Annotated in this window: 14 protein-coding genes; 8 read left to right on the forward strand and 6 right to left on the reverse strand. The window is 72.8% G+C overall.

Features of this window, described 5'->3' with window-relative positions:
* Window positions 1–82: 82 nt before the first annotated feature.
* Window positions 83–1,012 carry a sucrase ferredoxin gene (locus ACIWVC_RS06265; RefSeq protein ID WP_396453903.1) on the forward strand — a complete coding sequence of 310 codons (930 nt, stop codon included), beginning with the start codon at window positions 83–85 and terminating at the stop codon, window positions 1,010–1,012.
* A 185-nt stretch (window positions 1,013–1,197) separates the two neighbouring features.
* On the forward strand, window positions 1,198–1,494 hold the full coding sequence (locus tag ACIWVC_RS06270; RefSeq protein ID WP_021600082.1) for a WhiB family transcriptional regulator: 297 nt from the start codon (window positions 1,198–1,200) through the stop codon (window positions 1,492–1,494).
* A gap of 260 nt (window positions 1,495–1,754) precedes the next feature.
* Here the strand turns inward: ACIWVC_RS06270 and ACIWVC_RS06275 are convergent, their stop codons facing one another.
* The 3 genes from ACIWVC_RS06275 to ACIWVC_RS06285 are packed head-to-tail and all read right to left on the reverse strand — an operon-like array spanning window position 1,755 to window position 4,609.
* Window positions 1,755–2,495 carry a phosphoribosyltransferase gene (locus ACIWVC_RS06275; protein WP_396446105.1) on the reverse strand — a complete coding sequence of 247 codons (741 nt, stop codon included), beginning with the start codon at window positions 2,493–2,495 and terminating at the stop codon, window positions 1,755–1,757.
* A gap of 35 nt (window positions 2,496–2,530) precedes the next feature.
* Window positions 2,531–3,517 (reverse strand): phosphotriesterase, encoded by a 987-nt coding sequence (locus tag ACIWVC_RS06280; RefSeq protein ID WP_396446106.1) that lies wholly within the window; start codon window positions 3,515–3,517, stop codon window positions 2,531–2,533.
* Window positions 3,518–3,544: 27 nt separating this feature from the next.
* Window positions 3,545–4,609: a YihY/virulence factor BrkB family protein gene (locus ACIWVC_RS06285; RefSeq protein WP_396446107.1), complete on the reverse strand. Its 1,065-nt coding sequence runs from the start codon at window positions 4,607–4,609 to the stop codon at window positions 3,545–3,547.
* A 685-nt stretch (window positions 4,610–5,294) separates the two neighbouring features.
* Here ACIWVC_RS06285 and ACIWVC_RS06290 point away from each other — a divergent pair.
* Genes ACIWVC_RS06290 through ACIWVC_RS06310 form a run of 5 tightly spaced genes read left to right on the forward strand, consistent with a single transcriptional unit; the run spans window position 5,295 to window position 8,846 of the window.
* On the forward strand, window positions 5,295–6,962 hold the full coding sequence (locus tag ACIWVC_RS06290; RefSeq protein WP_396453904.1) for a nitrite/sulfite reductase: 1,668 nt from the start codon (window positions 5,295–5,297) through the stop codon (window positions 6,960–6,962).
* A gap of 15 nt (window positions 6,963–6,977) precedes the next feature.
* On the forward strand, window positions 6,978–7,145 hold the full coding sequence (locus ACIWVC_RS06295; RefSeq protein WP_021599342.1) for a hypothetical protein: 168 nt from the start codon (window positions 6,978–6,980) through the stop codon (window positions 7,143–7,145).
* Window positions 7,142–7,852, forward strand: a complete 711-nt coding sequence (locus ACIWVC_RS06300; protein WP_396446110.1) for a phosphoadenylyl-sulfate reductase — start codon at window positions 7,142–7,144, stop codon at window positions 7,850–7,852. The genes ACIWVC_RS06295 and ACIWVC_RS06300 overlap by 4 nt, the downstream gene beginning before the upstream one ends.
* Complete coding sequence (locus ACIWVC_RS06305; protein ID WP_396453905.1) at window positions 7,849–8,598, forward strand: sirohydrochlorin chelatase; 750 nt, start codon at window positions 7,849–7,851, stop codon at window positions 8,596–8,598. The genes ACIWVC_RS06300 and ACIWVC_RS06305 overlap by 4 nt, the downstream gene beginning before the upstream one ends.
* Window positions 8,599–8,627: 29 nt before the next feature.
* Window positions 8,628–8,846, forward strand: coding sequence for a hypothetical protein (locus tag ACIWVC_RS06310; RefSeq protein WP_396446113.1), 219 nt, complete (start codon window positions 8,628–8,630; stop codon window positions 8,844–8,846).
* An 8-nt stretch (window positions 8,847–8,854) separates the two neighbouring features.
* Here ACIWVC_RS06310 and ACIWVC_RS06315 read toward each other — a convergent pair whose 3' ends face one another.
* Complete coding sequence (locus ACIWVC_RS06315) at window positions 8,855–9,574, reverse strand: DUF1707 domain-containing protein (RefSeq protein WP_396446114.1); 720 nt, start codon at window positions 9,572–9,574, stop codon at window positions 8,855–8,857.
* 181 nt (window positions 9,575–9,755) lie between these two features.
* Between ACIWVC_RS06315 and ACIWVC_RS06320 the strand changes: the two genes are divergently transcribed.
* On the forward strand, window positions 9,756–11,381 hold the full coding sequence (locus ACIWVC_RS06320) for an acyl-CoA dehydrogenase family protein (protein WP_396446115.1): 1,626 nt from the start codon (window positions 9,756–9,758) through the stop codon (window positions 11,379–11,381).
* 186 nt (window positions 11,382–11,567) lie between these two features.
* On the opposite strand, the gene ACIWVC_RS06325 is transcribed toward ACIWVC_RS06320, so the two are convergent.
* Together ACIWVC_RS06325 and ACIWVC_RS06330 are read right to left on the reverse strand one after the other, a co-directional pair.
* Window positions 11,568–14,252 (reverse strand): cation-translocating P-type ATPase, encoded by a 2,685-nt coding sequence (locus ACIWVC_RS06325; protein ID WP_396453906.1) that lies wholly within the window; start codon window positions 14,250–14,252, stop codon window positions 11,568–11,570.
* A gap of 261 nt (window positions 14,253–14,513) precedes the next feature.
* Window positions 14,514–15,224: a GntR family transcriptional regulator gene (locus ACIWVC_RS06330; RefSeq protein ID WP_396446117.1), complete on the reverse strand. Its 711-nt coding sequence runs from the start codon at window positions 15,222–15,224 to the stop codon at window positions 14,514–14,516.
* Window position 15,225 lies beyond the last annotated feature (1 nt).

Here is a 15,225-nt window from a genome sequence, read left to right on the forward strand (position 1 = left end):
GGCAACTGAGACCTCCGTCACCCCTTCCGCATCGCCCCTTCTGGTTTGATCGCGAACCGTTAGGTTACCCTTACCTAATCGATTGAAGATCGACCGGGGGGACCATTTGACGCGCGGCAAGGGCTGCGGGCACTGCCCGGGCAGCCACACGGGCGAGCGGCCGTGCCTGGCGAGCGCGACGGCGAAGGCGCGCGCCTGGCTGCTCGTCGAGCACCCCGGCCCCTGGCCGGAGAACGTCACCGACCTGCCCGCCGCGGACGCGGTGGGCGGCGCGGTGCGCGCCGCGAAGAAGGCCGGCGTCCGGCCGCAGCTGATCCGGCGGCCGGGGCGCCGCCGCGGCACCCCGCCGATCCAGGTCTACGCGGCGTTCTCGCGGGGCGCCGAGGTCTGGGCGGAGGGGCGCGAGCTGGCCGACCCGGCGGAGCTGGCCTCGCTCGACCTCGCCGCGCTGGCCGCGGGCCGGTCGCCGGGCCTCGGCGACCGGGTGGCCGGGCCGCTGCTGCTGGCCTGCACGCACGGGCGGCACAACGCCTGCTGCGCGCGCACCGGAGCGCCGCTGGCCCGCGCCCTCGCCGGGCGTTTCGACCGCCTCGTATGGGAAACCACCCATGTCGGCGGTGACCGATTTGCGGCGAATTTGGTGTGTCTTCCCCACGGGCTCTACTACGGCGACCTCGGCGAGACCGAGGCCGTGCGGGCCGCGGACGCCTACCTGCGCGGCGAGGTGGCCCTCGACCGGTTCCGCGGGCGGGCCGGGACGCCCGAGCCGGCGCAGGCCGCCGAGCACTTCGTCCGGGCGCACACCGGCGCCCTCGGAGTGGACGAGGTGACGGTGGAATCGATCACCGGGACATCTCGGTACGAAGCAGTCGTTGTCGCGCGGCAGAGCCGTTACCGGGTCACCTTCGAGACCGTCCAGCAGTCGGATCCCTGCGGCCCGGACTGCGGGGAGAACCTGCGAACCCATGTTGTTAGGGAACTCACCCTTCTCAACGAGGCGGCCCTCGTGTAATCTCTCTGAGGCCCCATTCGAGGGTCTCCCTGTCGCACGTCCCCAGGTTTCCGGAGTAACCGGGCGGGGAACAGAGCGGCAACTCCAGACGTTGGAACATTCGGCGCTTCTGACTCATGTCACCCGAAGTACGTCGAGCGTCCATGTCCCGATTTTTGTTCGAAACCAATCAAGGTGGGTGTTCCATGGCTCAGGTACGTCGGCAGGCAAACCTCCCTCGTCCCAGCTGGGGCTGGCAGGACGCCGCGGCGTGCCGGGGGGAAGACCTCGTCCTCTTCTTCGGTCCCGACGGCGAGCGCCAGCCCGAGCGCGAGATCCGCGAGCGCAAGGCCAAGCAGATCTGCATGGGCTGCCCGGTCCGCACGGAGTGCCTGGACTACGCGGTGTCCCGGCCCGAGAAGTACGGCACGTGGGGCGGCCTCAACGAGGACGAGCGCGCTTCCGAGCGCCGTCGCCGGATGCGCCGCGCCAACGCCGCCTAGGCGAGCACGGAGGCGCCGAAACGCTCCCATCGCGATCCCCGGCACGCCACCCTGAAAAACGACACGGCCCCGCCCCGCGGGGCCGTTTGCGTGCCCGGGGCCGCCGCATCACGGCCGGGTCAGGGCGCGGAGTCACATCGGCGCCGCGGACGGGTTACATCGCACCACGACATTCCGCCGGGCACGCTCTTTAGCGCAAACGACTCGGCGATGTACCCCATTCACCGAAATTCGCTCCCGCCATTTTCATGTGGGCCGCTTCACAGCGGGCCGCCGGGCCGGCCCCCGGCGCCCGGTCCGCCGCCGGCGCCGGCGCGCCGGGCGCGGTCCAGCCAGGCCGTCACGTCCTCGTCGGTGAGCTGGTCGAAGTCGCGGTACCACTGGCCCACCGCGCGGAACTCCCACGGCGCCGCCGGGACGACCAGGACGTCCACCTCCGGTTCCAGCGCGCGGACGGTCTCCGCGGCGCCCACCGGCACCGCGAGCACCAGCCGGGCCGGGCCGCGCTCGCGCACCGCCCGCACCGCCGCGCGGGCGGTGCCGCCGGTCGCCAGCCCGTCGTCCACCACGACCACCCGGCGCCCCGCGACCTCCGGCAGCGGGCGGCCGCGCCGGTACACCGCCACGCGCCGGTCCAGCTCGGCGCGCTCGGCCCGCACCGTGGCGGCCAGGTCCTCCTCGCGCAGGCCGAGCCGGAGCAGCAGCTCCTCGTCGAACACCGGCGAGCCGCCCTCGGCGATGGCCCCGACGCCGAGCTCGGGCTGCGGCGGATACCCGATCTTGCGGGTCACCAGGACGTCGAGCACCGAGCCGAGCCGCCGCGCGATCTCGTAGCCGACGGGGACGCCGCCGCGCGGCAGCGCGAGGACCACCGCGCCCTCCAGCCCCAGGGGGACGAGGCGCTCGGCGAGCACGCGGCCCGCCTCGCTGCGGTCGGTGTAGGGAAGCCGGACGGTCTCCGCCCGCTGGAAGTCCTCCGGCGCGGATCTGTTCCGGGACATGGGGAGCACCCCCTTCCGGGGTCTCCCCTACCCAATCACGCCCCGGCGAGCCACCTCAGCGGGTTGTCGCGCAGGATCGCGTCCAGGGTCGCGTCGTCGGCCCCGGCGGCGCGCAGCGCGGGCAGGAACGTCTCGAAGAGGTAGCCGAAGCCGGCGCCGCCGTACCGGCCGAGCTGCGCCATCCGGGAGACGCCGGTGCTCAGCAGCACCCGGTCGGCGTGCCCGGCCTCCAGCAGGTCCAGCACGCAGCGGACGCGGCGCCCGATGGCGGCGTGGTCCTCGCCGGCGCGGCCGAGGGTGCCGAACGACACGTAGCCGCCCGTCTCGGCGATCTTGCGGTGCTGGCCGGGGTCGTCCACCCGGTCCTGCTGGCCGACCGCGACCCGCTCCGGGGGCAGCCCCGCGGCGGTGAGGATCTCCAGCTGGGCGAGCCCCGCCCGGCCGTACGTCGCCACCGACAGCCCCGAGTAGCGGGCCGCCCGCGCGGCGGCGCGCAGGCACAGCTCCTCGGTCTCCGTCGGCGCCTCGCCCCAGGTGCCGATCTCGCCGATGACGCCGGGGAGGCAGTTGGTGCCGTCCATGCCGAAGCCGACCTCGGCGAGCAGCCGCTCCGCGAGCCGCTCGACGCCCGACGGCCCGTCCGGGCCGGCCCCGGCGGCGAGGGTCTCGCGGACGAACGCCGGGTGGAACGGCTCGGTGAACACGCCCGTCCCGGCGACCACGGCCACCCGGGAGCCGGCGCTGATCCGGGCGAGCGCGGCGGCGTTGCGGCCCATGCCCGAGCACGTCAGGTCGACGACCAGGCCGAGGCCGTGCTCCTTGCGCAGCGCGGACAGCTCGCGCTGGACGGGCTTCTCCTCGTCCAGCCAGCGGCCCGGGTCGGAGTCGACCAGCCGCGGGCGCGCGGGCCAGCGGAGGTCCATCTGCAGGTGCTCGTGGGAGAGCACGGGCCCGGTGACGTCCGACGTCGCGATCGTGCCGGTGACGGTGCGCAGCCTGCGCGGCTCCTCACTGGGGGTCATGCCACGCGAGGTTACGACATGTTTGACCTATTCAGAGCCGGATTCGGGTTTGTTTTTACCCGTGGCCCCGAGGTCGCGCGGCACCTGCTCGCCCTGCTTCTCCCGCACGGCGCGCGCACGGGCGGTGTCGCCGCTCGGCCACAGCCGGTCGATCTCGGCGTTCAGCGCGGCCCCGATCAGCACCGCGAGCGCCGCCACGTACAGCCAGGCGAGCACCGCGATCGAGGCGGAGAGCGACCCGTACACCGACACGCCGCTCAGCGACCCGGCCAGGTAGAACCGCAGGCCGGCGCTGCCGCCGATCCAGATCAGCAGCGCCAGCACGGCGCCGGGCACCTCGCGCCACCAGGACGTCCGCACCGGGACGCTCACGTGGTACAGCAGCGCCAGGAAGACGATCGACAGGGTCACCACCACCGGCCAGTACAGCAGCTGGACGGCCTCGGCGCTCTCCGGCAGCGCCTGCCGCACCAGCGCGGGCCCGGCCACCAGCATCGGGATGACGACGATCATGACCAGCAGGCCGATGAGGTAGAGCACGAAGGCGCGCGTCCGGGTGCGGATCACCCCGCGGACGCCGGACAGCCCGTAGGAGATGGTGATCGTGTCGACGTAGACGTTCGTCGCCCGGGAGCCCGCCCACAGCGAGATCAGGTAGCTGACGGACACGATGTCGGGGCTGCCGCCGCGGATCACGTCGTCGATCAGCGGGACGACGACCGAGTCGACCGCCGGGCCGGTCAGCACCGTCCGCGCCTGCTCGATCACCCAGGAGCGGATCTCGCCGACGGTGTCCGCGCCGAACAGGCCGCGCAGGTGGCCCATCGTGCCGATGAGCCCGATGACGAGGGGCGGCAGCGACAGCAGCGCGAAGAACGCGGCCTCGGCAGCCAGGCCGGTGACCCGGTAGCGGAACGCGCCGACCGCGGTGCCCTTGGTCAGCAGCCAGCAGACGCGGCCGCCGGTGCGCGCCGCCGCCCCGCCCCGCGCGAGCACCCGGCGGCGCAGGGTCGGGCGGGGGCCCCGCGGGTCCCGCTCGGAGTCGGAGTCCCCGGCCGAGGGGACGCCCTCGGCGTCGGAGACGGTCGTCACACCGCCCCACCGTAGAGCGTTACGCGCCCGGAACATGCCGCATCGCCCATTTCAGTGGTCCACTCCGCGCGTCGCGTGGCGATCGCCTCCCCCGTTCGATCGTCTCCCCACCGGCCCGCATCCCCGTCCATCTCCTTGCCCATACCCGGTTGGACGGGCCGGAACGTCGCCCGGACCATGATCATCAGTTGCGTTTGCCTCCATGGGCGACAATGGAGGCATGATCTGCCCGTCGTGCCGAGAGCGCCGCCACGAGGAGTGCCGCGGCGGCTCCTGGTGCGACTGCCAGCACCTCCCGCCGCCCGCCACGCCGGAGGGGCGGCGCCGTTCCGGGCGCCCGTCCGAGCCGGGGGCCGGGCCGGCGGCCGGCGAGAACGCCGAGCCCGGGGTGAACTGGAGGCGGCAGGGATGACGCATCTCACGCGTCCGCATGCCGGACGTGACTGGACAGCCCCCGAGGCGTCATGTAACAGTTCAATCATGACTGCTGCGGACCCGTTGCTGGCCAAGCGCCGCCACGTGGACTTTCTGCGCGTCCGCAGCGCGATCTGTCGGTGACGCCCCGACCACGCCCCCTGCTCAGCGGGCGCGTGGTGCATCGGTGTCGCCTTTGATTTGAACCTGCTCAGCGTTGAGCCGGCCGTCTTCGACTGCCGGTGCGCTACGCGTCCCTCACGACCAACAGATGAGGACGCGCGCCGTGCCACCCGCGATCAAGCGCAAGAAGGGCGAGGGCCAGTGGGCCCTCGGCTACCGGGAACCCCTGAACGCCACCGAGGAGAACAAGAAGAACGACGACGGGCTGAACGTCCGCCGCCGCATCATCGACATCTACTCCAAGCGCGGGTTCGACTCGATCGACCCGTCCGACCTGCGCGGCAGGTTCCGCTGGATGGGCCTGTACACCCAGCGGCGGCCCGGCATCGACGGCGGCAGGACCGGCGCGCTGGAGGACGAGGAGATCGAGGACCGCTACTTCATGATGCGGATCCGCATCGACGGCGGGCAGCTCAGCGGCCCGCAGCTGCGGACCATCGCCGACATCTCCCGCAACTACGCGCGCGGCACCGCCGACATCACCAACCGGCACAACATCCAGCTGCACTGGGTCGGCATCGAGGACGTCCCCGCGATCTGGGACGCGCTCGCCGCCGTCGGGCTGCACACCACCGAGGCGTGCGGCGACGTGCCCCGCACGATCATCGGGTGTCCGCTGGCCGGGATCGCCGCCGACGAGGTGATCGACGCGACGCCGCAGCTGCGCGAGATCCACGACCGCTACATCGGCTCCCCCGAGTTCTCCAACCTGCCGCGCAAGTACAAGACCGCGCTGTCGGGGTGCGCCTCGCACTGCACCGTCCACGAGATCAACGACATCGCGTTCGTCGGCGTGGTGAACGAGCAGGGCGAGACCGGCTACCAGCTGTTCGTCGGCGGCGGGCTGTCCACCAACCCGATGTTCTCGCGGAGCCTCGGCGTGTTCGTGAAGCCCGAGCAGGCCCACGAGGTGTGGCACGGCGTCACCTCGATCTTCCGCGACTACGGGTACCGGCGGCTGCGCAGCCGCGCCCGGCTGAAGTTCCTGATGAAGGACTGGGGCGCGGAGAAGTTCCGCGAGGTGCTGGAGAAGGAGTACCTCGGGTACGCGCTGCCCGACGGCCCGGAGCCGGCCGCCCCGGACGTCCACCGCGACCACCTGGGCGTCCACCCGCAGAAGGGCGGCGGCTTCTACGTGGGGTTCGCGCCCCGCGTGGGCCGGCTGAACGGGGAGCTGCTCGGCGTCATCGGCGAGCTGGCCGACCGCTACGGCTCGGGCCGGGTCCGCACGACGCTCGAACAGAAGATGATCATCCTGGACGTGCCGGAGGAGAACACCGAGGCGCTCGTCGAGGCGCTCGCCGAGCACGACCTGCACGCCCGGCCGTCCACGTTCCGGCGGCACATGATGGCCTGCACCGGCATCGAGTACTGCAAGCTCGCGATCGTCGACACCAAGCAGCGCGCGATGGACCTGATGGACGAGCTGGAGAAGCGCCTCCCGGACTTCGACCAGCCGCTCACCGTCAACGTCAACGGCTGCCCGAACTCCTGCGCCCGCGTCCAGGTCGCCGACATCGGCCTCAAGGGCCAGCTGGTCGTGGACGAGAACGGCGACCAGGTGGAGGGCTTCCAGGTCCACCTCGGCGGGCGGCTCGGCCAGTCGTTCGGCAAGAAGGTCCGCGGGCTGAAGACGACGTCGGCCGGGCTGACCGACTACATCGAACGGGTCGTCCGCAGGTTCGACGAGCAGCGCGCCGAGGGCGAGACCTTCGCCGACTGGGTGCAGCGCGCCGACGACGCCGACCTCAAGTAGCGGGGGCGGCCGCTCATGAGCGAGCGCATGGCGCCGTTCTACTGCCCGTACTGCGGCGAGGAGAACCTGGAGCCCCGCGAGGAGCACGGCTCCTGGTTCTGCCCCGACTGCCTTCGTTCCTTCACGTTGAAGTTCCTCGGTGTCGGAGCTCCCCGCACCGCGAGCAAGGAGATCCCTCGGTGACCCTGCTGGAGACCGACAGACCTGCCCTCGATCTCGAAGACGTCGTCGAGTCGGCCGCCGCCGCGCTGGAGGGCGCGCCCACGCTGGAGATCATCCGGTGGGCCGTGGCCACGTTCGGCGACCGCATCTGCCTCACCTCGTCCATGTCGGACGCGGCGCTCATCCACCTGGTGTCGAAGGTGAAGCCCGGCATCGACGTCCTGTTCGTCGACACCGGCTACCACTTCGCCGAGACGATCGGCACCCGGGACGCCGTCGAGGCCGTCTACCCGGTGAACGTCATCAACGTCACCCCGTCCCGGACGGTCGAGGAGCAGGAGGCCGCGCTCGGCCCCCGGCTGTTCGGCCGCAACCCCGACCTGTGCTGCCACCTGCGCAAGGTGGAGCCGCTCGGCCGCGCCCTAGAGGGCTACATGGCCTGGTTCAGCGGCATCCGCCGGGACGAGACCGCCAGCCGCCGCGACCGGAAGGTCGTCGAGTGGGACCGCAAGCGCGGCATGGTCAAGGTCAACCCGATCCTGGACTGGTCCCAGGAGGACATGGACAACTACATCGAGGACAACGGGGTGCTGGTCAACCCGCTGCACTACGACGGATACCCCTCGATCGGCTGCGCGCCGTGCACCCGCCCGGTCGCGCCCGGCGAGGACCCCCGCAGCGGCCGGTGGGCCGGGATGGGCAAGACCGAGTGCGGCATCCACCTGTGAGCGCTCCCCCCGCCGTGGCCGTGGCGCACGGGAGCCGGGACCCGCGCGCCGCCGCGACCGTCGCCGGGCTGCTCGGCGCCGTCCGGGCGCGCCGCCCGGACGTGCCCGTGCACGCCGCGTTCCTCGACCACGCGCCGCCGGCGCCCGACCGGGTGCTGGACGGCCTGGCGCGGGACGGCGCGGACGAGGCGGTCGTGCTGCCGCTGCTGCTCACCGCGGCGTACCACAGCAAGACCGACGTCCCGGGCGTCCTGAACCGGGTGCGCGCCCGGCATCCTCGGCTGCGCCTCCGCACGGCGGACACGCTGGGCCCGCACCCGCTCCTCATGGCCGCGCTGGAGCGCCGGCTGTCGGACGCGGGCGTCGAGCCCGGCGACCCGGGCACGGCGGTCGTGCTGGTCTCGGCGGGGTCCAGCGACGCGTCCGCCAACGCCGTGATCGCGCGGCTCGCCGGCGAGTGGCGCGCCCGCGGCTGGCGGGACGCCGTCCCGGCGTACGCGTCGGCCGCCGGCCCGAAGCCGGGCGAGGCGGTGGCGGCGCTGCTGGAGTCGGGCGCGCCGCGCGTCGCGGTGGCGTCCTACTTCCTGGCGCCCGGATACTTCGCCGACAAGGTCCGCGGCGAGGCCCTGGCCGCCGGGGCATCCGCCGTCTCCCCCGCCCTCGGCGCCGCCCCGGAGCTGGCCGACCTGATCGTCCAGCGCTACGAGGAGGCCCTGGAGGCGCCCCGCACGGCCAGAGCGGTCTAGCCGGGGCGTCCGCGGGTATGCGGACCGCCATGGAACGCGACGATCCCGGGCACGAGCCCGAAGAGACGCACGACCGCCAGTTCGCCCCGGTGAACGAGGGCTCCGACGCCCGGGGCCGCACGCGCGGCCCCGGCGGCACGGGGACCGGCGGGACGGGGACGCCCGGCGTGCGGTCCGGGCATCCCGACGCGCTGCCGCCCGACGAGGCGGGCGTCGAGGAGGCGGAGCGGGGCGACGACTCCCGCTGACGCGGCGCTCAGCGCCGGCCGTCGCGGCCCTTCCACCATTCGGCGATGGCGCGGCGGACGGGCGCGTGGTGCTCATCGTCGACGATCTTGATGTCGCCCATCACGGCGGTCGCGTTGACCCGGACGACGGGGACGCGGGCGCCGGGGAGCGGGTCCCGGACGTTGACCTTCCGGTCGCCGAGGAAGTTGTGGCCGGACAGCTCGACGCTCACCCCGTCCGGGACGATGATCTTGACGTCGCCCATCACGGCGGTCGCGGTGATGAGCACCTCGCCGGTGGTCACCTGCGCGCCGCGCAGGTCGAGCTCGACGTCGCCCATCACCGACACGGCCTCCAGCGGCCCGTCGATGCGCCCGGCGATGCGCTCCTTGCAGTCGCCCATGACCGCGCTGAACCGGCGCTTCACCTGGATGGGCGCGGGGCAGGCGCCGGGGGCGCCCATCCCGGGCAGGTCGGCGGTGATGTGCTCGAGGTCGCCGCGGCTCACGGCCGCGTAGGCGGCCTCCGTGCGCTCGGTCAGCTCCTCGAAGGTGAGCCGTCCCTCGACGGAGGCGATCCGCAGCCGCTCCACGACGGCCTCCCGCTCGGCGTCCGACGCGCGGACCGTGTCAGGCGCGCTCGTGACGTCGAGGGGTTCGGGCACCGGCCGGGCGGGCTGGGCGTCCTGCCGCCGCGCCGCCGGGCGGCCGGGGCGGGACCGCTCGGGCTGCGGACTGGACTGACTCATATTCCGAAGGTATGCCCCCGCCGCTGCACGACAATCCGCCGGGGGGACGAGATCGTCCCACCACTTCAGGAGGATGGACGTCCCGCCCCGGTCCGGGCAAGATCGTCCGTTGCCCGAACGAGGTTCTGTATCCTTCACCGCGAGGGCGCGGACATCGGGAGCGAACGTGGAGGGCGGCGCCGTGACGCACGAGGTGGTCAATCAGGTTCCCCCGCTCACCGGGCACGACGTGGCGGACGAGGCCGTCCTGCTGGACGGGCTGGCGCGCGAGGGCGCCGGCTGGGCCGAGGCCGAGGTGCGCGAGCTGGGCCGCCTGGCGGGCACCGAGGAGGCCCAGGAGTGGGGCCGCCTCGCCAACGAGAACCCGCCCGTCCTGCGCACCCACGACCGCTACGGGCACCGCATCGACGAGGTCGAGTTCCATCCCGCCTGGCACGAGCTGATGACGGTCGCGGTGACGCACGGCCTGCACGCCTCGCCGTGGGCCGACTCCCGCGAGGGCGCCCACGTCGCACGCGCCGCGAAGTTCTACGCCTGGCGCGTCGACGCGGGCCACGGCTGCCCCATCTCCATGACGTACGCGGCCGTCCCCGCGCTGCGCCAGTCCCCCGGGCTCGCCGCCCAGTACGAGCCGCTCCTCACCAAGCCCGAGTACGACTTCGGCCTGCGCGCCCCGCTCACCAAGAACGCGCTGCTCGCGGGCATGTCGATGACGGAGAAGCAGGGCGGCTCGGACGTCCGCGCCAACACCACCCAGGCCGCGGCGCAGCCCGACGGGACGTACCGGCTCGTCGGCCACAAGTGGTTCACCAGCGCCCCGATGTGCGACGTGTTCCTCACCCTCGCCCAGGCCCCCGGCGGCCTGACCTGCTTCCTCGTCCCCCGCGTCCTGCCCGACGGCACCCTCAACCCGGTCCGCCTGATGCGCCTGAAGGACAAGCTCGGCAACAAGTCGAACGCGTCCTCCGAGGTGGAGTACGAGAACGCGGTCGCCTGGCGGGTCGGGGACGAGGGCCGCGGGGTCCGCACCATCATCGAAATGGTCAACATGACCCGGCTCGACTGCGTGATCGGCGCGGCGTCCGGGATGCGGCACGGCGTCACGTCCGCCGCGCACCACGCCGCCCACCGCAAGGCGTTCGGGAAGTACCTGATCGACCAGCCGCTGATGCGCAACGTCCTCGCCGACCTCGCGATCGAGTCGGAGGCGGCCACGATCACGATGCTCCGCCTGGCCGGCGCCACCGACCGCTCGGTGCGCGGCGACGAGTCGGAGACGGCGTTCAAGCGCCTCGCCCTCGCGGTCAGCAAGTACTGGATCTGCAAGCGCTGGCCCGCGCACGCCGCCGAGTCCCTCGAATGCCTCGGCGGCAACGGCTACGTCGAAGAGTCCGGCATGCCCCGCCTGTTCCGCGAGTCCCCGCTGAACTCCATCTGGGAGGGCTCCGGCAACGTCGCGGCGCTCGACGTGCTGCGCGCGATGGCGAAGGAGCCGCAGACCATCGAGGCGTACTTCGCCGAGGTCGGCCGGGCCGCCGGAGCCGACCCCCGCCTCGACGCCGCCGTCCGGGAGATCAAGACCTCCCTGGCCGACCTGGACACCATCGAACTCCGCGCCCGCCGCATCGTCGAACGCATGGCGCTCGCCCTGCAGGCGTCCCTCCTGCTCCGGCACGGCCACCCGGCGGTCGCCGCCGCCTTCTGCACCACCCGCCTGGCCGGCGACTGGGGCACCGCCTACGGCACCCTCCCTCCGGGGCTGGACCTCGCCCCGATCATCGACCGAGCAACCCCGAAACTCGGCTGACCCCGGTCCCCAACGGCCTTCCCGGCGTCCCCGCTCTCGCCGACCGGGATCCCCACGAGCTGCTACGGAACGCCACCTGACGCCGGGAGAAGCCGACCCGGAACGCTTCGGGGACATCGTGACCGCTCCTTGACGGCCTCGGGATCGGTGAGCCGTCCCATCGGAACCCTCGCCGGCGGCCGATCATCACGGCCCCGTGACGTCCCTGGAAAGGCGAGCGCGCCGGCGGCGGAGTTCGTCGGTGCCCCAGACGATGACCGGGAAGGCGGCGATGACGGCCAGGACGTCCCAGGGCAGGGCGGCGGTGCCGAAGAGGCGCTGGAGGGGCGGCACGTAGATCAGGGCGGCGGCGAAGAGCACTTCGAAGGCGATGCCGGCGAGCAGGAGCGGGTTCGTGGTGAGCCCGACCTGGCGGAGGGAGGCGTGCTCGGTGCGGGCGGCCATGGCGGTGCCGATCTGGCAGGTGACGAGGCCCGCGAAGGTGGCGGTGGTGGCGGTCAGGTAGGCGTGGTGCAGGGCGGCGCCGTCACCGGTGGGATCGCCCGGATGCCAGCCCGCTCGCCACAGCACGTAGAAGAACACCCCCATGACCAGCGCGGCGGAGACCAGCCCGAGGTAACCCCAGGCGCGAATCAGCATGTCGCGGGTGATGACTCCCCGGGAGGAGGGGCGGGGCGGGCGGTTCATGATGCCGGGTTCCGCGGGTTCGCGGCCGAGTGCCAGCGCGGGGAGGGTCTCGGTGCCGAGGTCGATCGCGAGGATCTGCAGCACGGTGAGGGGCAGCGGTACCAGGCCGCCGCTGAGCGCGAACACGAGGAACGGGACGATCTCCGGGACGGTGTGGGCGAAGATGTAGAGGATGAACTTGCGGACGTTGTCGTAGACGCGTCGGCCGGATTCGACCGCGGTGACGATCGTGGCGAAGTTGTCGTCGGTCAGCACCATCGTGGACGCCTCGCGGGCCACGTCGGTGCCCGAGCGTCCCATCGCGACGCCGATGTGGGCCTGGTGCAGTGCAGGGGCGTCGTTGGCGCCGTCCCCGGTCATGGCCACGATCTGGCCATGAGCGCGCAGGGCGTCGGCGACCTTGAGCTTGGTCTCGGGTGACGATCGGGCGAACACGATTTCCGCGTCGCCGGTCAGCATCCCGTCCAGCTCGTGGTCGTGGACCTTCTCCGACTCGGGGACGACGTGCAGGCGCGGGACGCCGATGCCGACCTCCCCGGCCACCGCCGCGGCGGTGGCGCCGTTGTCACCGGTGACGATGTGCACGCGCAGGCCCGCGTCGTGGCAGCGGCGCACGGCGCCGGCGACTTCCGGACGAGGCGGGTCGTACAGCCCGACGAGCCCGACGAGCCGGAGGCCGGTCTCCGCGTCCTCCCTGCGTCTCGGCGTCGCGGCATCGGGCGGCAGGTCCCGGGTCCCGACCGCGAGAACCCGGAGCCCTTTCCGCGCGAGTTCGCCGACGACGGCCATCACCGCGGGACGATCGATACCGGAACAGCGAGCCAGCACCGCCTCGGGCGCGCCTTTCACGTACACGGCGAGGTGATCACCGCTCTGGGCGATGACGGACATCAGCCGCAGGCGCGCATCGAACGAGAGGACGGCACGGCGCCGGTGGTCGCGAGCCGCGAGGCGTGCCGGCAGGTCCGGACCGCTGCCCAGGACGAGGGCGATCTCGGTCGGGTCGCCTTGCAGGTCGCCGCCCTGGTCGTAGGAGACCGTGGTGCATTCGGTCATCGCCCGCACGAGTTCGGGAGGCGGCGTGCCCCCGGACGCCGTCACGCCGTGCTGCGGCGTCCAATACGCCTGCAGCCGCATCCGGTTCTGCGTAAGGGTGCCGGTCTTGTCGGTGCAGATGACGTTCGTGGAGCCGAGGGTCTCGACCGCGCTGAGCCGTTTGACGACGGCGCCCTGCCGGGCGAGGACCCGCACCCCGGCCGCCAGGGCGAGTGTGATTGTCGGCAGGAGACCCTCGGGGACGTTGGCGACCAGCAGCCCGATGGCGAACATCAGCGCGTCGGTCAGCGGCAGGCCGACCAGCGCGCCGATGAGAAGGAACACCGCGCCCATCCCGACGGCGACCGCGGCGATCAGCCAGGCGACCTTCTTGACCTGGGTCTCCAGCGGGCTGTCGCCGCGAGGGGCGCGCTGGCTGAGCGCGGCGATCCGGCCCAGCTCGGTGTGCCCGCCGGTCGCGAACACGATCGCCCGCGCCTCTCCCCCGGTGCACGTCGTCCCGGAGAACACCAGGTTCGGTTCGCGCAGCAGCCCGACGCCTTCCTCGGCGGGAGCCGCCATGCGCTCCACCGGCGCCGACTCACCGGTCAGCATGGACAGGTCCACTTCCAGCGCCCCGTCGGTCAGCCGGGCATCGGCGGGAACCTTGTCGCCCTCTTCCAGGAGGATCAGGTCTCCCGGAACGAGTTCGGCCGCATCCACCGCCTGCCGCCGCCCGTCCCGAACGACATGAGCCTGTTCGGGGAGGTATGCCGCAAGCGCCTCGACCGCCCGCTCCGCCTGATGCTCTTGCAGCAGGGCGAAGACGGCGTTCACCAGGATCACGGCCAGGATCGCCCAGCCCAGCACCGACATCCCGGCCACGAAGGCCAGAGCGCCCGCGCCCCACAGAAGCAGCGCCAACGGATGCAGGAGCTGGGTGGAGAGCAGCCGGACCAGAGACCGCTTCTCGCGTCTGCGGACCTGGTTGGGCCCGTACACCGCCAGCCGGCGGGCTGCCTCGCGCCCCGACAGACCCCGCTCACCTGTGCCCAGTTCCTTCCGGAGCAGCGGCAACGGCTCCCGCGGATCGGCGCTGATCCCGGCCGCGCCGGCCGCGTCGCCCGCGTGGTGGCGTCTGGCCGGCATGGTTCAGCGAAGGCGGCGCAGGCAGGAGCCCCGAAGCCGGCGAGACGCCTGCGGGGCCGTGCGATCAGCCGGCGCGGCGGCGCTCCCGTCCATGAAGACCACTGACACTGAACACCTCCAGAACGGCACCGCACACCGCCTCGCCGCACATGCCCGCCGCGGCTCGGACAAGCATGCCCCCCGACGTCGTCGCCGAACCACTCGGGCAGCCTCCTGCCGCCGGGCCTGGACCCGGCCTCGGTAGTGAGAGCGCCCGGTCGGTCACGTGGTGGGGTCGGCGTCCAGAGCCTTGATGCCCGTCGCGGCCGCCTTGTCCAGATGTGCGTCGCAGAGCATGGTCGCGCTCGCGGCGTCACGGGACGCCACGGCCTCGACGAGGGCTCGGATCTCCTGTACGACCTGCCGCGGGCGGCCCGGCTGGGACAGCGAGGTGGCGCGCAGGAGCCGCACCCGGGCCTGCACGCGGCCGAGGATGTCCTGGATGGTGGGGCTCGCGGCCCCCGCGAGCAGGACGTTGTAGAAGCGGTCCTTCGCGTGGAGCAGCGCGAGCATGTCCCCGCCCTCGGCGACCACCTTCTCCATCTCGTCGACGGTCTCGCGGAGCGCCTCCACCGCGTCCGCGGGGGCGCGCTCGATGAAGCGCCGGACGGCCAGCGCCTCAAGGGACGCCCGGACCGCGTAGAGGTCCTTCGCCTCCTCCGTGGAAGGGGCGTAGACCACCGCGCCCTTCTTCGGGACCACGACGACCAGCCCCTCGGCGGTGAGCTCCCGGAGGACCTCCCGGATGGTCGTCCGCGAGACGCCGATCCGCTCGATCAGCTCACGCTCGACGAGGCGCTCGCCCGGTTTCAGCTCGAAGTTGAGGATGGCGTCCCGCAGCCCGTCCAGGACCTGTTCGCGGAGCGGGGCGGCCACACGGCCCACCCGGATGCCGCTCAGCGCGCCCGTCAGCGAGTTCTCGCCGCTCGCCATG

This window comes from Actinomadura sp. (assembly GCF_044508335.1).
Lineage (GTDB): Bacteria > Actinomycetota > Actinomycetes > Streptosporangiales > Streptosporangiaceae > Spirillospora.